Genomic DNA, 23,198 nt, shown 5'->3' on the forward strand with positions numbered 1-23,198 from the left:
CGAACCGGGGAAGGGTGTGGCTCTTCTGCAGTAAGGGCCGGCCGTCGCGTTTTCCAGCATCTTGACGTCTCCTAATGCCCTATACCGTGGTCCGGCCGGGCGATAGGGCGTTTCTGCTTGAGGACGACGCGCAGCTGGTTTTCAGACAACCAGGACCCGTCGCCCGCGAGTGTGACCGGCCTGGCTGTCGATGTGCGCCGCCGCGGCCTCGGCAAGCGTGTACGACTTCTCGACCGGGATGTGGAGCTTTCCCCGCGAGATGAGGCCGACGGCTTCGGCGAGCGCTTCTGGCATGCTCCCGGCGACGCCGGAGAATCGGACACCGAGCTCCGGCGCACCGAGATCGGCGATGGAGACGACCTTCTGCGGGTCCCCGGTCAGTTCGACGAGCTCGCGGATCACGCCCGAGCCGGCCAGGTCGAGGGCTGTGTCGACATGGCCGAGCTGCCGCACCCGCTCGACCCACCCTGCGCCGTATGTCGTGGCGAGGGCGCCCAGGCTGCGCAGATAACCCTGGTTGGCCGCCCCAGCGGTCCCGATCACCGTGATGCCGCGGTCGCGGGCGATCTGCAGCACCGCTGATCCGACTCCTCCGGACGCGCCGCTGACCAGCAGCGTCTGCCCGGAGCGCACACCGACCTCGCGGATGATGCGCAGCGCGGTCTCCACCACGGAGGGGTAGCCGGCCGCCTCTTCGAACGTCAGGCCCTCGGGCATGCGGGCCCAGGCCGACAGTACGGCGAACTCGGCATACGTGCTCGTGCCTTCGCCGAACACGCGGTCGCCGACCTCGAACCCTTCGACGCCTTCACCGACCTCGTCCACCACCCCGGCGGCGTCCTGCCCGACTCCGGCGGGCAACTCGATCGGATGGGCCCCCAGGACCTGGCCTTCACGGAGCCTCCAGTCGACGGGGTTCACACCTGCCGCCCTTACGGCGATGCGGATCTGGCCGGGGCCCGCATGAGGATCCTCGGCATCTATGAGTTGCAGTACGTCCGGACCGCCGAACTCGGCGAAGCTCACCTTCTTCATGCCGTGACCATAGCACTAACGGTTATTGTTTTGAACCTGTTATGCATTCGCACCTGATAGTGTGAGGGTATGACCGTGCCGACCGGACGCCGTGAGCGCAAGAAGGCCGCGACCCGCCAGAAGATCGCCGACGCCGCCCTGCGGCTCTTCCTGGAGCACGGGTACGACGCGGTGGGCATCCGTGACGTGGCCGCCGAGGCCGACGTCGCCGTCACCACGCTGTTCTCCCACTTCGCCTCGAAAGAGGCCCTGGTCTTCGAACAGGACGAAGACTTCGAGCAGCGCCTCACGCGGGCGGTCACCGACCGGGCGCCGCACGAGCCGCTCATCCCCGCGCTGCGCCGCGAGATCCAGTCCCTGGTGCGACACTGCACAGCGGACAGCGCCGCCCCGATCTGGCGCATGATCGATGCATCACCCGCCCTGCGGAAGTACGAAGAGTCGATGCGGCTGCGCCACGCGGATTCGTTGGCGACGGCCATCGCCGCCGATCCCGACCTGTCAGGGACCCCAACGGCCTGCCGGGCGATCGCGAGGTTCGTGATCGACGCCTATGCGCTGGCTCGTGAGGCGGCCGATCCGCAGGCCGCGGTGGGCGAAATCTTTCAGATGATCGAGGCGGCCTGGGCCGTCACCTGTCCCTCCGAAGACTCCACCGGCACGGCCAGACCGTAGTCAGGACTCAACCCTGTACCGCGCCGTTTCGTCCGAACGCCAGCCACAGAGCAGATCAGTGGTCGCGCCGGCCTTGAGCGTTCTGACCGGTAACCGTGGCCGCATGGCCTTGTTGGCAGTCGGGCTGTGGCCGGCCCCCATAGCAGGACCAGCCGATGCCCTTCGGGGCCACCTGCCGTGCGCCATCGGGGCCAGCAAACCTTCTTCGCAAGCTGCTGACCACCGGCTGCGAACGTTGCGAGACCAGCTATCGGTCTTCGCCACACTCGAACCGGCGTCAAACAAGATCGGCACGACAACAGCTTCTGAGATGTGGGATCTCAACGGTAGTGTCTCGTAGCGATGCTGTGACCTGCGGCTTCAGGTTGTGTCCTACTCCGTGTCCCAGCAGATCAGTCTCACGAACGTGGCCCTTCTCGGGCCTGGGGCTGCGCGCCGGAGTTCATCACTCAGGTGATCACGAGCTGGCGTCCTGTCGCGTGATGGCCCGCGCCGTGCGGGCGGCCTTCTCCTCGGTGTCGGAGAGGACCGCATTTCCCGCACCGAACAAGCCCTGCCGAAGGAAGACTGCCAGGCCGTGTGCGGCGGCGGCGATCCTGAGGAGCAGGTCAAATGCGGCGTCCGGGGTTGAGGCAAGCTCCTGGGCCCTCGGCAGGAGGAGGCGGGCCACCTGGTCGCCCGCCGTGGCCAGTTTGGCGAACTGGGACTTGTCGAGTCCGGCATGGAAGGTCACATCGAACAGAGCAGGTTCCTCGGCGGCGAATCTGACGTACGCCGCCGCGAAGGCCGCCAGTTGTTCGGCGGGGTCCTCGATGCCGTTCATGGCCGCGGCGAAGCGGTTTTGCTGCTCCCGGTAGCCCTGTGCGGCGAGTTCCGCCAGTAGCGCGTCCCGGTCGGCGAAGTGCTTGTACGGCGCCGCGACGCTCACGCCGGCCCGGCGGCTCGCTTCGGCGAGGGTGAATCCGTGCGGACCTCGCTCGCCGACCAGCTCCAATGATGCCCGCAGGAGGGAGTTGCGCAGGTCGCCGTGATGGTGGCCGACAGGGCGTCGAGAAGCGGGAGGAGCCATGCCCGATAGGTTAACATCACTTACCAGGTAAATATCATTAACCATGGGGAGTCGTCATGTCCGCTGCTCGCTTTCACCACATCAGCCTCTCGGTCGCGGACCTTGCCGCGCAGGAAGCCTGGTACGCCGACGCGTTCGGGCTCACGCAGGTGGAAGAGCGTCTAGAGATGCCTGAGGCGGGAGTCCGCACCGTCGTTCTGAGCGATGCGGCGGGCCTGCGGGTGGAGTTCGTCGAGCGGTCCGGATCGCGCCCCTTCTCGCACACCGATGCGTTTGCTGCCACCGCCGCGCAGACCTTCACCCACCTGGCGCTTCAAGTCCCGGATCCCGACGGCGCGTTCGCCCGCCTGACGCAGGACTGCGGCGCCGCTGCGGTCTCGCGCCCTGCGCCCGGCGCCAGTGAAGGTATGCGCTACGCGTACGTCGCCGACCCGGAGGGCAATCTGCTGGAGCTGATCGAGACGTCATGAGCAGGCGCGGGTCCGGGCCGGCGCAGCACCGCACTCATGCGTCGGGATGGGGCGCGTGGACGTCGACCACCGTCGCGCGGAGGACAGCGGACACACGTGTCACGGCCTGGGTCGGCGGGTCGGGCAGGCGGGCCAGGAGCAGGCGTCGCTGTTCCTGCGGGCCGCCGCGGACGGGGAGGATCCGCACGCCGGGGGGTACCGCGGAGACGAGCGAGGCGGGGATGGTGGTCAGTCCGCACCCTGCGGCGACGAGGTGGAGTTTGGCCAGCCAGTCACGGGCGGTGAAAGCGATCTCGGGGCGCTCGTCCAGGCCCGGCCACACGCCCATCAGGCGGTCCTCTCCTGATGGGGACCCGGCGATCCAGCGCTGTCCACGCAGATCGGCCACATCCGCGTAGATGCCGCGGGCGAGAGGATGCGTGGCGGGCACCGCGAGACACAGCGGGCGCTCGGTGAGTGTCCGCAGCTCGAGTGGGGGCGACTCGGTGTCCGGCGCGCGGAACGGTGGCGCCGCTGCGAGCAGGGCCAGATCCAGACTGCCCGCCCGCAGGGCGCGGACCAGGGCCGGGGTGCCGCCTTCGCGGCCGACGACCTCGAGTCCGGGATCGCTTTCACGCAGTGCGGCAAGGGCTCGGGGCAGCAGCACGGCACCGGCACTGGGCACCCAGCCCAGACGGACCGTTCCGGTCTGCTCGGGCAGGCCCGACAGTTCCCTGGCGGTCGCGGCGATCTCGTCGAGTACGAACGTCGCACGGCGCATGACGACGCGGCCGGCGGGCGTGAGCCGGGCCCCGTCGCGCCGCCGCTCCAGCAGTTCGGTGCCTGCCGCGCGCTCGAGCGCGGCGATCTGCCGGGAGACCGCGGACTGGGTGTAGCCGAGCGACGCCGCGGCCGCGGTGAAGGTTCCCTGTTCGGCCACGGCCCGCAGGACGCGCAACGCCGTCAGTGACACATCCGTGAAATCCATGATGTTTACGCATGCTAGCTGTTCCAAACTTTCGTTGGACTCATGGATGACGGATTCCTAGCGTGGAGGCATGACCACTTCACGCATCGCCCTCGTCACGGGCGCCAACCAGGGGCTCGGCCGGGCCCTCGCCGAAGGGCTCGCGGCCCGCATGGAACCGCAGGACCTGGTCCTGCTCACCGGTCGCAGTCAACAGCGGGTGGCGGACGCCGCCCGGGAAGTCGCCCAGATGCCCGCCACCCGCGCCCGGGTCGAGGGCCGGGTCCTGGACGTCACGGACACCGACGCCATCGCCTCTCTCGCCGAGGACCTGCGGGTCCGCCACGGAGGGGTGGACATCGTCATCTCCAACGCGGTCGCCCGCCTGCTCCCCGAGGAGTCCCAGGCGGAGCGGGCCGATGAGTTCATCGACGTCTCCAACACCGCCACGCACGCGATGCTGCGCTCCTTCGGCCCGGTGCTGCGCCCGGGTGGCCGCCTGCTCGTCGTGGCCAGCAGCCTGGGGACGCTCGGTCACCTCGACGGCCGACTGCACCACCTGTTCGACGGCGCGAGCCTGGACCAGGTCGAGTACGCCGTGGAGTCGTGGCGCAGCGCCATCCACCACAAGACCGCGCAGGAGGCCGGCTGGCCGCTGTGGCTGAATGTGCCCTCGAAGGTGGCCCAGGTCGCCGCCGTTCGTGCCGTCGCCGCCGAACGCCGCGCCCGGGACCTGGCCGATGGCACGCTCGTCGCCGCCGTCTGCCCCGGCATGGTCGACACGGCGACCTCGCGCCCGTGGTTCAGCGACTACAGCCAGGCCCAGTCACCTGCCCAGGCCGCTGAGGCCGTCCTCGATCTGGTCTTCGCCGAGTACGTCGACCCGGAGCTCTATGGCGAACTGGTGCGCTTCGGCAAGGTCCTGCCCTGGCACGACGGCACGCCCCCGGTCGAGCAGGACGCGATCCTCGTCCCCTGACCACATCCGCCACCGTCCATTTCCACGTCCCCAGCCCTTCAGCAAGGAGCCCCTCATGAGTGCCCTCACCACCCCGTTCGGCTTCGCCAGCACCGCCGACGAGGTCGTGTCAGGTATCGATCTCTCCGGCCGCCGCGCGGTCGTCACCGGCGCCTCCTCCGGCATCGGGGCGGAGACGGCCCGCGCCCTGGCGGCCACCGGTGCGGCCGTCACCCTCGCCGTGCGGGACGTGGCGGCGGGCGAACGCGTCGCCAAGGACATCACCGGATCGACCGGCAACCAGGACGTGCGGGCCGTGCACCTCGACCTGACCGACCCCGCGTCCATCACGGCCTTCACCGCCGCCTGGCAGGGCCCGCTGCACATCCTGGTGAACAACGCGGGCGTCATGGCCTGCCCCGAGCAGTACACGGAGCAGGGCTGGGAATGGCAGTTCGCCACCAACCACCTCGGCCACTTCGCCCTGGCCACCGGCCTGCACGGCGCGCTGGCCGCCGACGGCACCGCCCGCATCGTCGTGGTGAGTTCCACCGGCCACCAGCAGTCGCCGGTCGTGTGGGACGACGTCAACTTCGCCTTCCGTCCCTACGACCCGTGGCTCGCCTACGGACAGTCCAAGACGGCCAACGTCCTGTTCGCGGTCGAGGCGACCCGCCGCTGGGCCGACGACAACATCACCGCCAACGCCCTGATGCCGGGCGCCATCTACACGAACCTGCAGCGGCACACCGGCGGCCGGGGCAGCGGCCGCGTCCCCGCCGAGCTGATCAAGACCGTCGAGCAGGGCGCCGCCACATCAGCGCTCCTGGCCACCTCGCCGCTGCTGGAAGGCGTCGGCGGCCGCTACTTCGTCGACTGCAACGAGACCGAGATCGTCGACCGGCGCTCCGGTACGCTGCACGGCGTGGCCCGCTACGCCGTCGACCCGGCGGGCGCGCGCCGCCTGTGGGACCTGTCGCAGGACCTGATCACCGGCGCCGCGTGACCGGGACGCGTCCCGGCTAGACCAGCTGCACCTGCCGGTCCAGGACCGCCGAATGGATACCGGTGGACGCCTCCCGCATATAGGCCCCGCGCAGCTCGTGTGCCCGCTGGTACTCCGGTGTCGCGAGCGCCTCGCGCATCGCCGACTGCGAATCGAAGCTGATCCGCACGATGGCGTCGATGGGCTCCTCCACGCCGTCGCTCACCATGTCGGTGAGGTAGTACTGCACGTATTCCCTCACCTGGGGCAGCGCCGCGTAGGCCGGTCCGTATTCTCGCCCGCCGCGTCGACCCGCAGGTCCCCTTCGCCGCGGCGCTCCTGCTGTGGTCGGCCTGGCACGGTGTCGTCTCCCTGCGCCTGCACAAGACCGAGTGGGACTGGGGCATGACACCCCGCGAGGCCAACCGGCGGCTGGTGGCCGCTCTGACGACTGTCCACCCCTCACAGGAAGCCCCTACCGAGAACGGTTCCCCAGCACCATGACCCCTGACTCCCGCCCCACCACCTCACCGGCCTCGACGTGCTCCATCAGCCGTGTCGAGCACACCCTGGAGATCCTGCGCGGCCGATGGAAACTGCTGATCATCCATCACCTGCTGGTCCGCCGGCCGCGCCGCTTCTCCGACCTCGAGCGGGCCATCCCGGAGGTGACGCAGAAGATGCTCGTCCAGCAGCTGCGCGCGCTGGAGAGCGACGGCGTCGTGCGCCGCATCGTCTATGAGGAGGTGCCGCCCCATGTGGAGTACGAACTGACCCCGGCCGGCGCGGAGTTGGCGACGGCGCTCTACGCCCTGCACGACTGGGCGGAACGGTCGTGCAGCGCCGCCTCCGAGGCTGGAGAGACGGCCTGACGCGCCCCGTCACACCGTGGCGAAGGTGTCCATCCAGATGATCTCCAAGGTGCGGTGGACGATGCGCCACCCCTCCGTACGCCGCTCCAGCCGGTCGACGAAGAAGCCCGTCTGGATAAGGTTCCAGCCCTGACCGTCGGTGTCGCCCTTGTGCGTGTGCAGGTGCTGGGTACGAGCGACCGCCCGGTCGCCATCGATGTCGACGGTGGAAAATCCCTGGAAATGCTGCCACTTGAGCAGCCCGCTCATCGATCCGTCGGGCGCGCGCATCACCTCGACGAGGTCCCTGAAGGGGATGTCCTTCAGCTGCGCGCCGCCGGCCACCGAGTAGTCGACGCGGGCCTCGGGTGCGAACACCGAGTCCCACTGCTCCAGAACGTCGTTGTCGCCGTCTTCGTGCAGGTCCTGACCGAGGCCGTAGCGCACCATCAGGTCCTGGATCTCGATACGGTCCTCCCCCAGCGGGCAGTTGACGCCCTGCTGCTCGTAGCGCCGCAGCACCGCGTCGCGCCAGGCCCGCCAGGCCGACCATGTGCGTAAGCCAGAGAGGTGGGGTTCCTGGTCCTCCAGGACCCGTTCGGCCTCGCGGGCGGCCACCGCGAGGAGCAGCTCCTCCTTGCCGCCGGGGAAGTAGTGGTGCCGGTGCTGGACCTGACCGGCGGCGAGGGCGTCCACGCCGTCTTCGACGGCGGCGGAGAAGCCACCTTCCGCGCGTCCATGAGCGTGCTGCGCAGGCACGGACTGCTGCTGTACTACGGGGCCGAGCGGTCGCAGGGGCGGGGCGCTCGGTCGGAGGACATCCGGCCGAGCGCCCCGCGGTGTTCGCCGACGACTGCTCGGGGACCGTCGGATGGTGCGCGGAGCCCCGAGGACTCGCCGGCCCTGGTGGGAGGCGCCCGCTCAGGCGGGCACCGGTCCGGTCAGCAGTTGACGATGCTGTGGACCGAGGACCAGTTCCCGGTGGCGTCCCAGCTCGGCGCCGGGGGCGTCTTGTACACGAAGGCCCCGGTGGGCCCGTACATGTAGGCCACGGTGCCGTCACTCTGCTCGTTGTCCCACGACCCCGGACCTGACCAGGTGCTGACGTAGTAGCGCTTGCAGCTGTACATGTCGAGTTCGGAGCCGGTGTAGTAAGTCTTGCTGTACGCGCACATGTGCAGGTGGTCGGCCCCGCCGCCGGCGCAGGGGTCGTAGAACGGGGTCGCCCCGGTCCCGGCCGTCAGGTCGCGCGGATGCGCCTCACCCGGCACCGCGAGGTAGAGCGTCGCGCCTTCCAGCTGGATCCGGTTGGGAGCCACCTGCTTCCCGCCCAGGGAGGCCAGGTCGCGGTTCACCTCGTCCTGGAGCGCGCCGGCCTGGGCCGCGGTCAGCCCCGCGGCTCGCGCTTGAGCCGTGAAGCTGACCGCCGAGCCGGGAGCCGCAGAGGCAGGGCTCCCCGCCAAGAGGGCCGAGAGCACCAGCAGCAGGCTCGTGGCCAGTAACGTCGTGATCTTCGTTCGCATCAGGATTCTCATCCCTGTCGTCGGCTGTGTGGACGTGGGGCCGGGCCGCCTGGCGCCACTCGCGCCGCCGGCGGACTCGCACCCCACGACCACGGGTCTACCGGCGATGTCGTTGTCCTGTGTCGGGCCCGAGGTGCAGGACAACGACCGCCTGACAACGGTCGGAGGGATTGCCGGCCTGATGGCGGCGTGTCATCGCGGGAACGGGCGTCCTTCGGGTCGTCGCGGGAAGCCGACTGGCGTTCGGGTTCGTCAACCGGACCACCGCTTCCTCGAGCAGGTCGAAGACCACCTGACGCCACCTGACGCACGGCAGCAGGAAAGGAGGCCGCTCCCGCGGACCCGGCACAGGCTCTGCCCAGCACCCAGCACCCAGCACCTGGCACCCAGCAGATGACCAGCCTTCTGCGCCGCGGCTGAAGCCCGACGACGCGGCTGGACGGACGCAATGGAAGACCGGCCGTACCGCCGCACCGTCGAGGGCATTCCGGCCGTCGGGCAGTCGCTTGAGTGAAGTCCCATCACCAGCGGAACCCGCCCGAAGGTTCGGGCGCGGTGCTGCACATGGACCCGGTCCACGCGAGTCACGTGAGCGAACCGTGCTTGGTCGTCGTCGACGTCGCGGCCGACGTCGCGGCCGCCGTCGAGGAGCCCGCGCTCGCCTTCCAGCAGCTGTTCGCCGACCGGTGGGCGACGGCGACCGCGCAGCAGCCGACACGTCCGAGGGCTGGGCGCTGCGGTGGAAGCGTTCCAGGCGCTGGGGCAGCCGGGCCAGAGTGGACTGGGAGATCGAGCGGTGCCCGACGAGCTGCGCGCCCATGTCCGCCGAGCCGTCGCCGCCTGCCCCCGCCTTGCCCTTCACGCCGATCGGGGCCGGTCATGAGCAGCATGTACAGGCACCGACCACTTGGCCCTGAAGCAGGGCCGGACGTCCCCTCGCGCCGGACCCCAGTAGGGCGCTGTGCTGGATGGGGGCCCGCCCCACGATCGCCGCGCCGGACGGACCGAGGTACCTCATGACCCACCGCACGTTCACAGCACGGGTGCGCCGCCTGACTACGGTGGTCGTGTCGCCACGGCTCGAACCCGTCCTTCTGGCCGTCACCGCGGCGGCCCTGGTCGCCGGCGGCATCGCCTGGCTCACGGGAGCGAGCGGCCTCGCCGGCCTCTTCTGGGGGCTCGGCACCCTTTCCGCCGTCGCCCCCGCCGTCGGCTGGGTGCTCGCGGCACTGCGGCACGGGCACGCGGGCGTGGATCTCATCGCCGTCCTCGCGCTGGGCGGCACCCTGGCCGTCCATGAGTACCTGGCGGGGGCGCTGATCGCTCTGATGCTCTCCACCGGCCGCGCCCTGGAAGCGGCAGCTCGGCGGCGGGCCTCCCACGACCTGCGGGCCCTGCTGGAACATGCGCCCCGCTCCGCGCGCCGCCGCACCGAGGCCGGTGTGGCCACGGTGCCTCTGTCCGACGTCGCCGTCGGCGATCTTCTTGTCGTTGGCCCCGGTGAGGTGGTCCCCGTCGACGGCCGGGTGGAAAGCGCCGCCGCCGTCCTCGACGAGTCGGTACTCACCGGGGAATCCCTCCAGATCGAGCGGGCACGGGACGAGCTGGTGCGCAGCGGCGTGGTCAACGCCGGAGGCGCCTTCGAGCTGCGTTCCACGGCCACCGAGCAGGACAGCACCTACGCCGGGATCGTGCGACTGGCCCGGCAGGCCAGCGCCGAGTCCGCGCCTGTCGTACGCCTGGCCGACCGCTACGCCGCCTGGTTCCTGCCCCTCTCCCTCGCCGTGGCGGGACTGGCCTGGCTGATCAGTGGGAACGCCGTGCGCACAGTCGCCGTCCTGGTGGTCGCCACCCCCTGTCCGCTGCTGCTGGCCGCCCCGGTCGCCATCGTCTCCGGCCTTTCCCGTGCCTCCCGCCTCGGCGTCGTCATCCGTGACGGCGGCGCACTGGAGAATCTTGGCCGAGCCCGCACCCTTCTGCTGGACAAGACCGGCACCCTCACCCGCGGCCGCCCCCGCGTCCTCGACGTCATCGCCGCCCCCGACGTCAAACCCTCCGAAGCCCTCCGCCTGGCGGCCTCACTCGACCAGTACTCACCGCACGTCCTCGCCCAAGCCATCGTCGACACCGCCAGGGAACGCGGTCTGGCACTCTCGGTCCCGACGGACGTCACCGAGGAGCCCGGCCGGGGCGCCACCGGAAACGTGGACGGGCACCAGATCTCGATCGGCCGTGCGGGCGCCGCGACCGCACGGCCGGACTGGGCGAAGGCGGTCGATACCCGAGCGCTCCTGGACGGCGCGGCCGTCGCCTGGCTCACCGTCGACGGGCACCTGGCCGGCGCCGTGCTGCTGCGCGACCCCCTGCGCCACGACGCGCCACGCACCCTGCGCCACCTGCGTGCAGCAGGCATCGAACGGCTGCTGATGCTCACCGGAGACCGCGCCGCACCAGCCCATGAAGTCGCCGCCGTCCTCGGCCTCGACGACGTACGCGCCGAACTCAGCCCCGCCGACAAGGTCGCCACCGTACGCGCCGAACGCGAGCACGCGGTCACCGTGATGGTCGGCGACGGCGTCAACGACGCACCCGCCCTCGCCGCCGCAGACATCGGTGTCGCCATGGGCGCCCGCGGCTCCACCGCCTCCTCCGAAGCCGCCGACATCGTCCTGACCACCGACCGCGTGGACCGCCTCGCCGACGCCGTCGCCATTGCCCAGCGGGCCCGGCGCATCGCCGTACAGAGCGCTCTTGGCGGCATGCTGATGTCCCTGGCCGCCATGGCCGCGGCCGCCCTCGGCTTCCTCCCGCCCGCCGCCGGCGCCCTGCTCCAGGAGGGCATCGACATCGCCGTCATCCTCAACGCCCTGCGCGCGCTGCGCACCGACGAAGCCGCGCGACCGGCCCTCACCTCCGGCGCCGAAGCCCTCATCCACCGCTTCGCCGCTGAACACGACGACCTCCAGGACGTCCTCGAATCTGTACGCGACGCGGCCGACCGCCTCTCCGACACACCCGGCCCCCAAGCTCTCGCGGCCGTCGAGGAGACCCACCGGCTGCTCACGGAACGCCTGCTGCCCCACGAATACGCCGAAGAACACCAGCTCTACCCCGCCCTCGCGCCCGCCCTCGGCGGTCCCGAGGCCACCGCCACCATGAGCCGCGCCCACTCCGAGATCGAACGGCTCTCCCGCCGCATCGCCACCCACCTGCAACTGGCCCACGCCGACGGCGGTCTGGCCCCGGGGCAACTCGACGACCTGCGCTCGAGCCTCTACGGCCTCAACACGGTCCTGCGCCTCCACTTCACCCAGGAAGAGGAGAACTATTTCTCCCTCGCCCCGTAAAGTTAAGAAGGGGGGATATAAGGCAGCAAGCAGGGGGGCTGTGCGACCAACACCCGTCAGACGTCGGCGCCGAGTCCATCCGCACCGCACTCGGCCTCGACAGGGAGCTGCCCCCCAGGCCCGGCTCGACTTCCTCGAGCGCGCCCTTCCCTCCAAGCCCCCGTGACCACCCGCGACAACGGTTCTCCTGCGCCGCGGGCAGGCGACCTGGGCGGGAATGCTCTGCCGCCTGCCCGTGTTACAGATGGCGTGGTTGTGGAGGGGACAGTGTCCCCGGGCCTCACCTATTGCCCATGAGGACGATCGTTCGGCTGAAGCCTCATGGAGCCTTTCGCCGCGAAGGCGACCGCCCTTCACGGCCACGTGTACGACCGTTGCCCGCCCCCGACTTTCGGGGGCGGGCAACGTCGTGTCCGGCCGCCGTCTACCAGCGCATGCCGGACACGACCGGGATCCAGGGAGATCGATTGCTTTCGGCCCGGATCTCTCCGCGCCAATGGATGGGCCCTGCCGTCCCGCTCCTGCGATGGCGGGGCCCGCCGCCCCTCCCGGCCTCCCCACGGGAGGGTTGGCAGCTGCCCGCGTACGGATGACGCGCCGCGCTCAGGGCTGGCGGCTGGCCGGGTCTCCGCCCGGATCGTTGGCCAGTTGGCCCCGGGTGCGGCAGCACGCCGCCGCCCTGGCCCGCGAGCCGTTGGAGATCTTCTGCGACGAACTGCTGATCGGCCTGGCCGCCGACGACGTCGCCATCCTCGCCGCCCGCCCGCCTGCAGGCTCACGCAGTTCCGGCGCGTGGCGCCCGGCTCGATGATGCCTGTCGGCTTTCAGGCGCTGCCCCGGCCTTCGGGGTGTCTTCGCTGCTGCGGCGTGCCAGGGAAGGACTGGTGCTCGTCATCCGTCACCCGGTGCTGCGGGCCAGCCTCGGATGCGCGGTGACCGTCAACTTCTTCACCTTCGTCGCGGGCAGCGGACTGATCGTGCTGTTTGCCAGCCGAAACCTCGGACTGACCGCAGGAGCCATCGGCATAGCGTTCGGGATCGGTGCCACCGGCTCGCTCCTTGGGGCGGTGATCGCCCTGAAGATCTCGCGAAGACTCGGCGTGGGCCGCAGCATCGTCGTGGGCGCCGTGCCGTTCCCGGCACCGATCGCCATGGCCGCTGCTGTGGCCGGCCCCCTCTGGGCTCGCGCCGGAGCCTTGGCCGCGGCCGAGTTCCTCTCCGGAGTCGGCGTCATGCTGTTCGACGTCAATCCCAACTCCCTCCAGGCCGACGTGATCCCCGATGCCATGCGCAGTCGAGTCGCCGGTGCGTACAGCACGATCAATTACGGATTACGCCCTGTGGGTGCATTCTTCGGCGGCCTCCTCGCTACCCTCATCGGCCTCCGGGCGACCCTCCTCATCGGGGCCGTCGGCGGAGCGCTGTCCCTGCTCTGGCTGCTGCCCTCGCCGATACCACGCATCCACTCCCTGACTCCGCACCATCCAGTGGCTCCGGACAGCGACACGGACGCGCGACCATTGCCCTGCTGATTGCCGGGGGGACCACCCTGGGTCCAAGCCAGGACTTCCCGGACCCGACGGCCTGGCACATGCATGCCAGGCCGCACCTCGCTCAGTGCGGATAGTGTTCAGGCGCCCCGTGATATCGCCCTTGTGAATCGGATCCATGATCCGCTGTGAGGGCGGGGCCAAAATTCACGTTCAGCTCATGGCCCGAAGATCGCTGTCCGGGGAATCGCCACGCGGACGGTCTGCGGCAGCGGCAGACCGAGGCGGAGCGCGGCCGGGCGCGCCGCCCGCCGGCGCCGGACTGGGTCCTCGAACTCAACCGGACGACGGGACACCCGATGGCCGTGCACGTGGGGGACTGCGGCATGGCCAACCGCCGACGAAACCCGGTCGGCCGGGACGAGGCCCGCCGTCTCCTCACCACCGACGGGATACCAGCCTGCCCGATCTGCCGCCCGGACGCCGCGCTGGGCATCGCCGACCAGGGCCTCTCGTTCGGATCAGGCCGGATCAGGTGCGTCAGCTGTATACGAGGAGGTAGTCGCATGTGCTCGTGCCGTCGTGGATCGACGTGTCGCTGTTGAGGACGTAGAAGGCACCCGCGAACCCGGCGGCGGTCATCTTCGGGACCACGATGATCGTCTGGTCAGCCATGTTCAGCGAGTTGGGGCGGACGACGTTCGTGTAGAGCAGGCCGAAGAGGTTGTCCTGGAGGTTGGGGAGCCGGAGGACGCGGTACACGCGGTCGCCCGCCGAGCCCGTGACGACGGCCTGGTTGGCCGGGTTCGCCCACTGGGAGGGGGACGTGGCCATGCGGCCCTGCGACTCGAGTTCCTGGAGGCGCCGCTGCGTGCTCGCCCGCACGCCGGCCATGTGGATGTGGAGCTGGTTGAAGCGGCGGGCGGTCTGTGAGTTGATGCCCAGGCCGATGTTCGGGTACTGCACGGGGACGTCTCCGCCGCTGCGCGCGTTCTGCCACGCCTCGTTCCAGTAGTTGGGCGGCCCGCTGGTCACGAGGAACGGGCACTCGATGCCCGTGACCCGGCACGTCGGCGACAGGAGATAGTTGTGCGTCGTCTCCGGCTGTCCGTGCAGCACGACGTAATTCGAGGTCACCTTCAGGCAGTCCGGCTTGGGCTGCGGCGGCGGGGGGACGATTCCGCTGGTGCAGTACTGGACGTCGTGCCACAGCGGGTCGTTGTCCGTGGGCCGGCCGCAGATGCCCTGGAGGCTAGTGGGCGGGCACGGGCTGGTGCCGCCCGGGGGAGGCGTGCTGGGGCACGAGTCGGGGGTCGGACCAGCGTCGAGACCGCTCGCCGCCGCAGCGGAACCGCCGACCGTCGCGGCCGCGCCCGTCAGGACCGTCGCGGCACCGAGGGCACCGGACAGCGCGACGAATTGACGCCGGGGGACTTCCTTCGCATTCTGCTGGTCATGCATTTCTGATCTCCGATGGAGTGGGCACCGCCGGGGTTTTTCGCAGAATATGTGCCGGAAATTGATTTGCGGTGACTCCACCCGTCGGCCGAATGAGTGAGCGTGTGGAACGTCCACCGGGCGCGGCACCCGGATCGCCCCGGCTGACCGCGTGACCTGGACGCCGGCCCGGTCTCGCCCACTCCCCCCGCTTCTGTGGCCGCACGGACGTCCACGAGCGGCTGCTCGCCGCGGTCATGGACGCCCTGCATCAACTAGTACTCCAGCCGTAGATGTGGATCTTTATTCACAGGCTCTTGCCCGTAAGGATCAGCCCCGAGGCTCAGGTTCCGGCCACGAGTGAACCAACGGCCGACTGGGCATGCCCTCTCCCTGCCAGTGAGTGCCAGTGCCTCACATGCCGCGCTCTGCGCCGTACCAAGGCTCGGGACGTTCGCCGGCAGACATCGGGAGGTGCCGAAGTTTCACAGGGCCTGGATAGAAAGCTGAGCTGTTGGGGCCGGTCATGTCTTCGCCGACTAGGCAGTTTCGTTCAGATCAACGGGCGGACCAGAGGAAGATGCCCGCGATGCGGAGTCCGGCCAGGTAGATGGTGGCGGTCTTCTCGTAGCGGGTGGCAATGCCTCGCCACTGCTTGAGGCGGTTGATGCACCGCTCGACGGTGTTGCGCTGCTTGTAGGTCTCGCGGTCGAAGGCTGGTGGCCTGCCGCCTCGGCTGCCTCGACGGAGCCGATGGCTGCGCTGGTCTGCGGGGACGGGGATCACTGCCCGGATACCGCGCTTGCGCAGGTGCTCGCGGATCGCGCGGGAGGAGTACGCCTTGTCGGCCAGGACCAGGTCCGGCCTGGTGCGAGGTCGGCCTCGCCGACGGGGAACGTGCAGGCGGGCCATGACCTCGGTGAAGGCAGGTGCATCACCGGCTTGTCCGGCGGTGAGAACGAACGCGAGGGGCCGGCAGCGGGCATCGGCCGTGAGGTGGATCTTTGTGGTCAGTCCGCCGCGGGAGCGGCCGATGGATGGTCGCCGGGCTCGCCGGCTGGGGCCCCTTTTTGCGGGCCCCGGCCCCGTGCTGGTGGGCCCGCACGATCGTGGAGTCGACCGAGACGGCCCAGTTGAGGTCCTCTTCCGCGTCGGCCTGGGCCACCAGAGCCGTGAACACCCGCTCCCAAGTACCGTCGACGGCCCACATCCGCAGCCGGTTGTAGACGCCTCGCCGGTTGCCGTACTTCTCCGGCAGGTGGACCCACTGGGTGCCGGTCTGGAACTTGTAGGCGATCGCGTCGATCACCTCACGGTGGTCATGCCAGCGGCCGCCCCGCTTCGGTGTCCGGTCCGGAGGTAACGGCTCGATCCGCGCCCACTGCGCATCAGTCAACGGCACACCCGGACCAACGACCGACCTCAACCGTCTTCGGGGACAGGTCGATGCCGAACGCACTCACCCCAAGAGACTGAAGGTGTGCCGTCACGTGGCCGGGCCCGCAGCCGAGATCGGCGACCGGCCCGGCGTCGAGGGCCCGCGCGAGTTCGGCGAACGTGTTTGCCCGCCGCGCTCCGCCGCCCAGTGGCGGGCACAGCCATTTGCATGGGAAGGGGGCGGGACGGGAAGGTGCTTCACACGGTCAGTTCGGCCGGTACGGAGCGCCGGAGGGTCTGGCAGCCGAGGACGGTGATCAGCATGGCGAGAGTGGCGGCCAGGCCGGCGACGAGTGACACGAGGCCGAAGGAGCTTCGCTCGACCAGGAAGCCGCCGATGGCCTTTCCGGCCGAATCGCCGATGGCGTCGGCCGTGGTGATCCACATGAATGCCTCGTTGGCGAAGCCGTTCGGCACGGTGCCGTCCAGCAGGAGGTAACGGCACGTGATCATGGGGGCGGCCGGCAGGCCGACCAACAGCGTCAGCAGCACCACGGCGGGCATCGAACGCGCGAGGGAGAGCGCGGTCATCAGCAGGGCGAGGAGCAACAGGATGGCCGCGTAACGGCGGTCGAGCGCGGACCTCCAGGTGCGGTGGCCGTACGCGAGCCCGCCCACGAGGCTGCCGATGGCGACCAGGGCGATCAGCAGCCCGGCGATGCCAGGGACGGCGTGCCGGGTGGCGTAGGCGGGGAGGTCGACTTCCACGACGGCGAAGGCGAAAGCGGTGGGCGCCGTCGTCGCGATCAGGACGGCCAGCGGTCCGCTGGCCATCACGGCCGGCCTGCTCCACATCTGCACTGCGGCCCGGGGTTGGCTGCGAACCGCGGACAGCTGGCTGAAGACCAGGGTCGCCGACCAGGTGAGGCAGGAGGTGGCGAGCAGGGCGAAGGTGGTCCCGGCCTGCGCGATTGCGGCACCGGCGCCGGCCGGGCCGCCGATGTATCCGATCTCCTGGAGGACCGCCTGAACCGCGTAGGCGCTCTCGCGGTCCTGCTCGCCGGTCAGCCGCGACCAGGCCGACCGCATGGCGGCGTACACCGCGGAGTAGCCGGTGCCGACGGCTGCCGAAGTCAACACCAGGACCACCAGCGGTGCGTGGGCTTCGCCGGCGGCGACCAGCGCCAGGGTGAGCACCAGGTGCGCCGTGGCGATGACGGTGAGCACGGCGGCGCCGTACCGGTCGGCCAGCCGGCCGCGCACCGGAGCGGTGGCGGCCGAGCTCAATCCGTAGCAGCCGATCACGATCCCCGCGGATCCGAACGACCCCGTGGCGTGGACCAGGAACAGCAGCATCGCGAGCGGTTCGGCGCCGACGCCTACGAACACCAGCGTGCCCACGACCGTCAGATTCCGGGTTTCGCTGCTCAGGAGGAGACGACCGACGCGCTGACGGTCGGTCTTGGTGTTCATCGCGGGTTCTCGGCCAGGCGAGGAAGGACCGCTTCGTAGACCGCTGTGATCTGCCGCAGTGCTGCCGGTGCGCCGTAGGTCTGCGCGACCGCCGGCCCGGCCGATCGGGCGAGCGCCGCATAGCGATCGGGCTCCGCGATGATCCGCCGAACCTTCGTCGCCAGCGCGTCGAGGTCGCCCGCCGGCACCAGCATGTCCGGGCAGAGCCGGCCAACGGTCGTGCGCAGACCGCCAACGGCGAAGGCGGCCATGGGAGTTCCGACGGCCAGCGCCTCCAGTGCGACGCCGCCGAGTTCCTCGTAGGCGGAGGGCATGACGAGCGTGGTCATGACTGCGAGGGCCTCCGGGACCCGGTTGTTGGGGACGAATCCGGTGATCAGGAACTCGTCCGCCAGTCCCTCGGCGCGGATCTGCTCCTCCAGGCGCTCGCGCTGTGACCCGTCGCCGACGATCAGGAACAAGGGGTGGAGGTCGCGCAACCGCAGTGCCAGCGGCACCAGGTACTGCCAGCCCTTCTCGCTGGCAAGGCGACCGACGAAGCCGATGATCGGGCGGTGGCCGGCGGCGGACGCCCAGGCGCCGAAGTCGCCCGCGCCCGCTCGGGACACCCGGGGCGGGGCGGGCCCGGTGTCCACGATGTCCGGCACCACGGCGAAATGCTGCTCGCTCACGCCAAGGGCCTTGGCCGCAACGCGCGCTGTGCTCTCCGTCAGCGTGACGACCCGTGCCGCGCGGCGGATCGCGCGCTTCTCCGCGATGGCCCCGAAGCGCTGCTGCAGCCGGGCCATGGCGGACCGCGGGACGTAGCCCGCGAGGCGCGAGCAGTGCAGGGTGAGGACGTACGGTGCACGGACCAGCCGGGCGGCAACCGGGGCGAGCAGCAGGGCCCATAGCGCCCCATCGGCATGGACGTGGACGAGGTCCGGCTTCCACCGCCGCAATCCGAAGCAGGCGCCGAGGGTGGCGACGAACCACGCCGGGGTCAGCCCCACCAGACCGGTCGATTCGGAGCGGATCTCGGGAATCGGCATCCGGGCGATGCGTACGGTCAGCCCTTCCCGGTCCTCGCGGACCGGCGGGAGCCCGGGGAAGCCGACGGTCACCACCACCTGCTGCACGCCGTCCTCGGCTAGCATCCGGGACAGTCGGGTGGTCTGGATCTGCATTCCCCCGATGGAGTCGTACTCCGCGGGCCAGGCATCGACCTGGTCGTGGTAGTACCACGGTGTGAGCCGCAGGATGCGCAACGGTTCCCCCGGGTCCCTGTCGTTCCTCGGCAGATCAGGAAAGCGGCGCAGTTCCTCGGGCCCTGGGCGCGATCGATCGCACCGGATCAATTCGCACTGTCGCACGGGAACTGACCGCGCGGATCAACCTCAAGATCAGTTACGGGACAAGCCTTAGCAGTGGGGCAGACCACCAGGCGACATCCAGAACCTCTGATCACCATCCACGTACGGCCCGTATACCCAGCCAGGGCCCCCGGACGGGGTATATACATCGAGGTAGTTGCCCCTCGCAACGACCCCCGAGGTGCGGTACCAGACGTCGCCGGTGGTGCCGACGGTGCCGCCGGCCACCCAGCAGTCCACGTCAGCTTGATCACCCGGCGCGAGGGTGAGGTCGTCGATCTTGCTGCAGTCCGCGTAGGGGCAGCTGTAGACACCCGCGTGGTATTGGGTGATCAGCGTGGCCCTCTGCGGGTTGGAGTCGTGGTTGTTCGGATTCGGGTCCGCAGACGCCTGCGAGGTCGCGCCGAGGATCGATGCCCCAGCCAAAGCAAGCGCGGCAAGAGCCTTGATCGCACGAGTCATTGAGTGTTTCTCCCAGTCCTCATAGTTGTCAGTGTCCGGCGATGGGTGATGCATCCCGCTCGGATGCCGTGCGGGGCCGTGGCCCTGGCCACCAGGCGGGCACTCCAGTCAGTCCGCGTCGGCCGGTGCTGGTACCGCCCGAGCAGGCTGAATTCCCCGCAGCTGCCAAAGTGGCGGTTCAGCCCATGAAAACGCTATGCGAGTAAACGTTGCCGTAGAAGGTGTTGTCGATCCATATATCACCCTGCCCTTGGGCGTAATCGTTGCCGGTCAGGCCAATGGTCATGACCGGACCCGGGAAGGTCTGGCTCCATCCCGAGCCTGCCCGGTCACCGGTGAAGTTGTAGGTGGGATAGAGCGAACCGTTGACGTTCGGCCAGCCATCGACATGGATCGAGTGGTTCCCGTTATTGGTGACGCGGATGAGCGGCTGCAGATCGTTTCCATCCACGTGGATGCACGCTTGCACGTACACGTCCCCGTCCACTCGCAGCGTGCTGAGATTCTTGGGCGGGTAGGCGAAGCAGTCGGTGGTTGTCACGGGGCCTGGCCGGCACCGAGACCGAGAACTGCGATAGCCGCCGAGGCAGCGCATAGCGCGAGCGTCTTCTTGAGCACAATTTCCCCCGTTTCCTTGGAGTAGAAGTCGAGCGGTCAAATGACTGGCTCACTTCCCCCTGACGACGTGTGCCTGGTGAACTGTCTCTTATGCAAGCAGCGCCGCCGAGAGGCGTGCGAGCCCCCATGACGCGCTTTAGTGCACGGCAGTTCATTGCGGGGCTGTTGTGCAAGAGCGAGGCTAAGAGCTGCCGTCCTAGATCCGTCCTTGCGCACTCGTTCACATGAGCGCATGTGACAAGTCGAATGCCTTGTTGGTGACAACCAGACGGCTTCGACCGGTTCGAATCGCCAGGTCAGCCCTCTCCGCTGTTGACAACTGCGGTGCTTCGGCTCAACCACACGGGGTCTGTAGGGGATGGTGGGTGTGCGGAATCTGCCAGCACTGGTTCCATGTCCCTTCCGCAGCGGCGTACTGGAGGAGGACCGTGGCCGAGATCGAGGTGCACTGTGCGAGGTGCGGAAGTAACGACACCCTGGTCGAGCCAGGTGACGGCGTCGTGAAGCACGGCCGGTGTCTGCGGTGTGACAAGGACTTCCAGGCCGCACCCTGTCCGCTCTGCGGCAGTCACCGCATCGCGGGCTCGAATGCAAGGACTGCCGCAGCGAGATGCCAGCGCGTGATCCCGGACCCGAAGGGTCATCCGAGCACTAGCGGACGTAGAACTGGCCTTCATGGCAGAAGGCTCCGATCCGCAACAGGACGTCACCTACCGAGCACCGGTCGGTTCCGTTGTTCTCAAGGCGTTCGACGACGACAGCTCGTATGAGATCCACGCGTGCCACGGCTGCCTGCCGTGGCACACGGAGGTCGTGGACGTTGACGCGGAGATCCTTGTCAGGGAGCGGCATGCGGTTGGATGTCCGCTTTTCCAGCAGCTTGTCCAGGACTAATGCGTGAATCGATCAGGCCGGGCTGGGACACACCTCGGATAGGCGAAGATGTTGCGGTGAGTCTGGACCTGAGTAACTACGAACTACTGTGGCCCACATCGCTGTTCGTATCCGAGGGCGAGCGCATCCTCCGATCCTCGAACACCTCATGGGAGGACCAGGCGATATGGCTCATGACGGAGGCCCTGGCCGACACCACGGCGGTCGCCGACTTCAAGGATCTACCCACTCACGCCGCGCCCATGGATGACCCCGGGGCAACGACCACCCCCGGCTGAGGCCGACGGACCGGGACGGGCAAGCGGGAGTGGTCACGGCCCGGACCCGGGACGTGGCGGTGCCGTGTCCGGTGTGCGGGTCGCCGACGGCGAAGGTGCATGGTTATCACCGCCGAACGGTGAGGGACGTTCTGGTCGAGGGCCGCCAGGCTGTGGTCCACCTACGCGTACGGCGGCTGGTCTGTCCAGTTCTGGGCTGCCGGCGGCAGACCTTCCGCGAGCAGATTCGCGGACTGCTGGAGCGCCATCAGCGCCGCACGGTGCGGCTTACCGGGCAGATATCCCAGGTGGCACGGGAGTTGTGCGGCCGGGCGGCCGCACGCCTGACCGATCTGCTGGCCGTGCCCGTTTCCCGGAGTACCGCGCTGCGCCATTTGTGGCGCCTGTCGCTGCCGCAGCAGGCCATCCCGAGGGTGATCGGCGTGGACGATTTCGCCCTGCGCCGCCGCCACCGCTACGCCACGATCATCACGGATGCCGAGACCGGCAGACGCGCTGCGGTCTTGCCCGACCGCCAGGCCGCCACCCTGGAGTCCTGGCTGCGCGAACATCCTGGTGTCGAGGTCGTGTGCCGGGACGGCTCAGCCACCTACGCCGAGGCCGTCCGCCGCGCCCTGCCCGACGCGGTCCAGGTCAGCGACCGATGGCACCTCTGGCGAAATCTCTGCGACAAAGTCCAGTTCGAGGTCCACGCTCACGCCGGATGCTGGGCCACCATCAACGCGCCCCGGCCGGCGCAGTACGCGAGCAGACCACACTCGAACGCTGGAACAAGATCCACGATCTTTTCGGTCAGGGTGTCGGCCTACTCGACTGCTCCCGCCGCCTGAACCTGGCCCTGAACACCGTCAAACGCTACGCCCGCATGCCCGAACCCCAGGCCTTGCGTATCGCCCCCGCCTACCGGCCCACCCTCGTCGACCCCTACCGCGAGCACCTATGCCGGCGCCGTGCCCAGGAACCGGCCGTCCCGGTCACTCACCTCCTCGAAGAGATCCGGGAGTTGGGTTACAGCGGCAGCGCAAACCTCTGGTCCGCTACCTCGACCAGGGCCGCGCCGACGGCGACTGCCCCGTCACCACCCCGCGTCACGCTAGCCGCCTTCTGCTCACCGACCCTGAAAACCTGCGCGCGAAGGAAGCGACCCTGCTGGAGAAGATCACCGCGGCCTGCCCGGAGATGACCGCACTCGCCGATCTCATACGCGGCTTCGCCACCCTGCTGAACCGGCCGCGGGCAACGACGCGAAACTCACCGAGTGGATCACGGCAGCCCGCGCCGTCGACCTGCCCCACCTGCGCAGCTTCACCAACGGCCTCGAAATCGACCGGCCTGCCGTGAACGCCGGCCTCACCTTGCCGTAGCACAACGGCCGCACAGAAGGTGTCAACACCCGCACCAAGAGGAGGCCTGGTTCGTGGGGGCGCAGTTCTCCGGCGACGCCTGGTTCGGCACGGCTCGGTTTCAAGGTGTGTCGGTGCTGGGGCCGTTGGTATGTGCGGGACAGGTGGTGTTGTCCCGGGTGGTGTCCGAGCTGCCGGTGACGTTAGAGATAGCCGCAGGAGAGGTGGTGTGCGGGCGGTCAAGTTGGGAGTCGACGGCGACCGTGCGGACGCGGTACGCGGCCGTGAACCTCGGCCACACGGTGCTGACCGCGCCCGCCGCGGTGATCGCCCACCCCACCCCCTTCACCAGCAACAGCCGCGCTGTGAGCGAGGACCTGCTGGCAGGCCCAGGTGCGCGGCCGCCCCGCTCAGACCGGGTGCGGGTGACTTCGGTGCAGGGCGTGGACGCCGCGCACCTGGTGCTAACCGCCACAGACCTCACCGACCGCCTGTTCGCCGGAGCCTTCCACCTCGACCAGCTCCGCCTGGAAGGCCGCACCACCTTCGCCGGCGCTCCCACGGCTGGCGCCGGCGCGGCATGTGGCCAGTGCGCTTCACCCGGCACCGTGTCCT

General features: G+C 69.5%; 23 protein-coding genes and 3 pseudogenes. 13 read left to right on the forward strand and 13 right to left on the reverse strand.

The annotated features are described in order from the left end of the window. Positions 1–141 precede the first annotated feature (141 nt). Positions 142–1,035 carry an NADP-dependent oxidoreductase gene (locus AB0G52_RS35855; RefSeq protein ID WP_361342581.1) on the reverse strand — a complete coding sequence of 298 codons (894 nt, stop codon included), beginning with the start codon at positions 1,033–1,035 and terminating at the stop codon, positions 142–144. A gap of 69 nt (positions 1,036–1,104) precedes the next feature. Between AB0G52_RS35855 and AB0G52_RS35860 the strand changes: the two genes are divergently transcribed. Continuing rightward, positions 1,105–1,710, forward strand: coding sequence for a helix-turn-helix domain-containing protein (locus AB0G52_RS35860; protein WP_361342584.1), 606 nt, complete (start codon positions 1,105–1,107; stop codon positions 1,708–1,710). A 457-nt stretch (positions 1,711–2,167) separates the two neighbouring features. Here AB0G52_RS35860 and AB0G52_RS35865 read toward each other — a convergent pair whose 3' ends face one another. After that, a complete protein-coding gene (locus AB0G52_RS35865) occupies positions 2,168–2,779 on the reverse strand; it encodes a TetR/AcrR family transcriptional regulator (RefSeq protein WP_132890943.1) in 612 nt (203 codons plus the stop codon). A gap of 56 nt (positions 2,780–2,835) precedes the next feature. Here AB0G52_RS35865 and AB0G52_RS35870 point away from each other — a divergent pair, with 56 nt between their 5' ends. Beyond that, a complete protein-coding gene (locus AB0G52_RS35870; protein WP_361342588.1) occupies positions 2,836–3,249 on the forward strand; it encodes a VOC family protein in 414 nt (137 codons plus the stop codon). 34 nt (positions 3,250–3,283) lie between these two features. Here AB0G52_RS35870 and AB0G52_RS35875 read toward each other — a convergent pair whose 3' ends face one another. After that, the gene (locus AB0G52_RS35875) at positions 3,284–4,216 is read right to left on the reverse strand and encodes a LysR family transcriptional regulator (protein ID WP_132890941.1); all 933 of its coding nucleotides are present in this window, start codon (positions 4,214–4,216) and stop codon (positions 3,284–3,286) included. Between the two features lie 70 nt (positions 4,217–4,286). Here AB0G52_RS35875 and AB0G52_RS35880 point away from each other — a divergent pair, with 70 nt between their 5' ends. Both AB0G52_RS35880 and AB0G52_RS35885 read left to right on the forward strand, forming a co-directional pair. After that, positions 4,287–5,174, forward strand: coding sequence for an SDR family NAD(P)-dependent oxidoreductase (locus AB0G52_RS35880; RefSeq protein WP_361342591.1), 888 nt, complete (start codon positions 4,287–4,289; stop codon positions 5,172–5,174). 55 nt (positions 5,175–5,229) lie between these two features. Then, on the forward strand, positions 5,230–6,159 hold the full coding sequence (locus AB0G52_RS35885) for an SDR family NAD(P)-dependent oxidoreductase (RefSeq protein WP_132890939.1): 930 nt from the start codon (positions 5,230–5,232) through the stop codon (positions 6,157–6,159). Positions 6,160–6,175: 16 nt separating this feature from the next. Here AB0G52_RS35885 and AB0G52_RS35890 read toward each other — a convergent pair whose 3' ends face one another. Continuing rightward, positions 6,176–6,388: a hypothetical protein gene (locus tag AB0G52_RS35890; RefSeq protein WP_361342593.1), complete on the reverse strand. Its 213-nt coding sequence runs from the start codon at positions 6,386–6,388 to the stop codon at positions 6,176–6,178. Positions 6,389–6,638: 250 nt separating this feature from the next. Between AB0G52_RS35890 and AB0G52_RS35895 the strand changes: the two genes are divergently transcribed. After that, positions 6,639–7,010, forward strand: a complete 372-nt coding sequence (locus tag AB0G52_RS35895) for a helix-turn-helix domain-containing protein (protein WP_132890938.1) — start codon at positions 6,639–6,641, stop codon at positions 7,008–7,010. A 9-nt stretch (positions 7,011–7,019) separates the two neighbouring features. On the opposite strand, the gene AB0G52_RS35900 is transcribed toward AB0G52_RS35895, so the two are convergent. Together AB0G52_RS35900 and AB0G52_RS35905 are read right to left on the reverse strand one after the other, a co-directional pair. Continuing rightward, entirely contained in the window at positions 7,020–7,748 is a 729-nt protein-coding gene (locus AB0G52_RS35900; protein ID WP_361342596.1) for a nuclear transport factor 2 family protein, read from the reverse strand. A 182-nt stretch (positions 7,749–7,930) separates the two neighbouring features. Continuing rightward, entirely contained in the window at positions 7,931–8,512 is a 582-nt protein-coding gene (locus tag AB0G52_RS35905; protein ID WP_132890937.1) for a hypothetical protein, read from the reverse strand. Between the two features lie 564 nt (positions 8,513–9,076). Between AB0G52_RS35905 and AB0G52_RS35910 the strand changes: the two genes are divergently transcribed. The 5 genes from AB0G52_RS35910 to AB0G52_RS35930 all read left to right on the forward strand — a co-directional run bounded on the left by AB0G52_RS35910 (position 9,077) and on the right by AB0G52_RS35930 (position 13,954). Continuing rightward, positions 9,077–9,532 (forward strand): DUF6207 family protein, encoded by a 456-nt coding sequence (locus AB0G52_RS35910; protein ID WP_361342650.1) that lies wholly within the window; start codon positions 9,077–9,079, stop codon positions 9,530–9,532. Continuing rightward, positions 9,529–11,859 (forward strand): heavy metal translocating P-type ATPase, encoded by a 2,331-nt coding sequence (locus tag AB0G52_RS35915; RefSeq protein ID WP_132890936.1) that lies wholly within the window; start codon positions 9,529–9,531, stop codon positions 11,857–11,859. Before AB0G52_RS35910 ends, AB0G52_RS35915 begins: the two co-directional genes overlap by 4 nt. Before the next feature lie 589 nt (positions 11,860–12,448). Next, positions 12,449–12,670, forward strand: coding sequence for a hypothetical protein (locus tag AB0G52_RS35920; protein ID WP_132890935.1), 222 nt, complete (start codon positions 12,449–12,451; stop codon positions 12,668–12,670). Positions 12,671–12,743: 73 nt separating this feature from the next. Beyond that, positions 12,744–13,391 (forward strand): MFS transporter, encoded by a 648-nt coding sequence (locus AB0G52_RS35925; protein WP_361342601.1) that lies wholly within the window; start codon positions 12,744–12,746, stop codon positions 13,389–13,391. Between the two features lie 146 nt (positions 13,392–13,537). Continuing rightward, positions 13,538–13,954 carry a DUF6233 domain-containing protein gene (locus tag AB0G52_RS35930; RefSeq protein ID WP_361342604.1) on the forward strand — a complete coding sequence of 139 codons (417 nt, stop codon included), beginning with the start codon at positions 13,538–13,540 and terminating at the stop codon, positions 13,952–13,954. Here AB0G52_RS35930 and AB0G52_RS35935 read toward each other — a convergent pair. The 7 genes and pseudogenes from AB0G52_RS35935 to AB0G52_RS35965 all read right to left on the reverse strand — a co-directional run bounded on the left by AB0G52_RS35935 (position 13,890) and on the right by AB0G52_RS35965 (position 19,991). After that, positions 13,890–14,810: a CDP-diacylglycerol diphosphatase gene (locus AB0G52_RS35935; protein ID WP_132890933.1), complete on the reverse strand. Its 921-nt coding sequence runs from the start codon at positions 14,808–14,810 to the stop codon at positions 13,890–13,892. The two genes, AB0G52_RS35930 and AB0G52_RS35935, sit on opposite strands and share 65 nt — an antisense overlap. A 534-nt stretch (positions 14,811–15,344) precedes the next feature. Next, a protein-coding gene (locus tag AB0G52_RS35940; RefSeq protein ID WP_361342607.1) for an IS5 family transposase occupies positions 15,345–16,212 on the reverse strand; the annotation gives its coding sequence in 2 pieces (ribosomal slippage) (positions 15,345–15,825 and positions 15,824–16,212; 870 coding nt in all). After that, a pseudogene (locus tag AB0G52_RS35945) lies at positions 16,199–16,342 on the reverse strand (class I SAM-dependent methyltransferase); the annotation flags it as partial. The pseudogene AB0G52_RS35945 and the gene AB0G52_RS35940, both read right to left, overlap by 14 nt. Before the next feature lie 79 nt (positions 16,343–16,421). Further along, positions 16,422–17,636, reverse strand: a complete 1,215-nt coding sequence (locus AB0G52_RS35950; protein WP_361342609.1) for an MFS transporter — start codon at positions 17,634–17,636, stop codon at positions 16,422–16,424. Next, positions 17,633–18,883: a glycosyltransferase family 4 protein gene (locus tag AB0G52_RS35955; protein ID WP_361342612.1), complete on the reverse strand. Its 1,251-nt coding sequence runs from the start codon at positions 18,881–18,883 to the stop codon at positions 17,633–17,635. The genes AB0G52_RS35950 and AB0G52_RS35955 overlap by 4 nt, the downstream gene beginning before the upstream one ends. A gap of 153 nt (positions 18,884–19,036) precedes the next feature. Beyond that, positions 19,037–19,450: a hypothetical protein gene (locus AB0G52_RS35960; protein ID WP_361342615.1), complete on the reverse strand. Its 414-nt coding sequence runs from the start codon at positions 19,448–19,450 to the stop codon at positions 19,037–19,039. A gap of 178 nt (positions 19,451–19,628) precedes the next feature. After that, entirely contained in the window at positions 19,629–19,991 is a 363-nt protein-coding gene (locus tag AB0G52_RS35965) for a hypothetical protein (protein WP_361342618.1), read from the reverse strand. 752 nt (positions 19,992–20,743) lie between these two features. Between AB0G52_RS35965 and AB0G52_RS35970 the strand changes: the two genes are divergently transcribed. The 3 genes and pseudogenes from AB0G52_RS35970 to AB0G52_RS35980 form a co-directional block, all read left to right on the forward strand. Then, positions 20,744–20,962 (forward strand): hypothetical protein, encoded by a 219-nt coding sequence (locus AB0G52_RS35970; protein WP_361342621.1) that lies wholly within the window; start codon positions 20,744–20,746, stop codon positions 20,960–20,962. 56 nt (positions 20,963–21,018) lie between these two features. Further along, positions 21,019–21,237, forward strand: a pseudogene (locus AB0G52_RS35975) (hypothetical protein); the annotation flags it as partial. 32 nt (positions 21,238–21,269) lie between these two features. Then, a pseudogene (locus AB0G52_RS35980) lies at positions 21,270–22,601 on the forward strand (ISL3 family transposase); the annotation flags it as partial. Positions 22,602–23,198 lie beyond the last annotated feature (597 nt).

It is taken from the genome of Streptomyces sp. NPDC021562 (genome assembly GCF_040640875.1).
Lineage (GTDB): Bacteria > Actinomycetota > Actinomycetes > Streptomycetales > Streptomycetaceae > Streptomyces.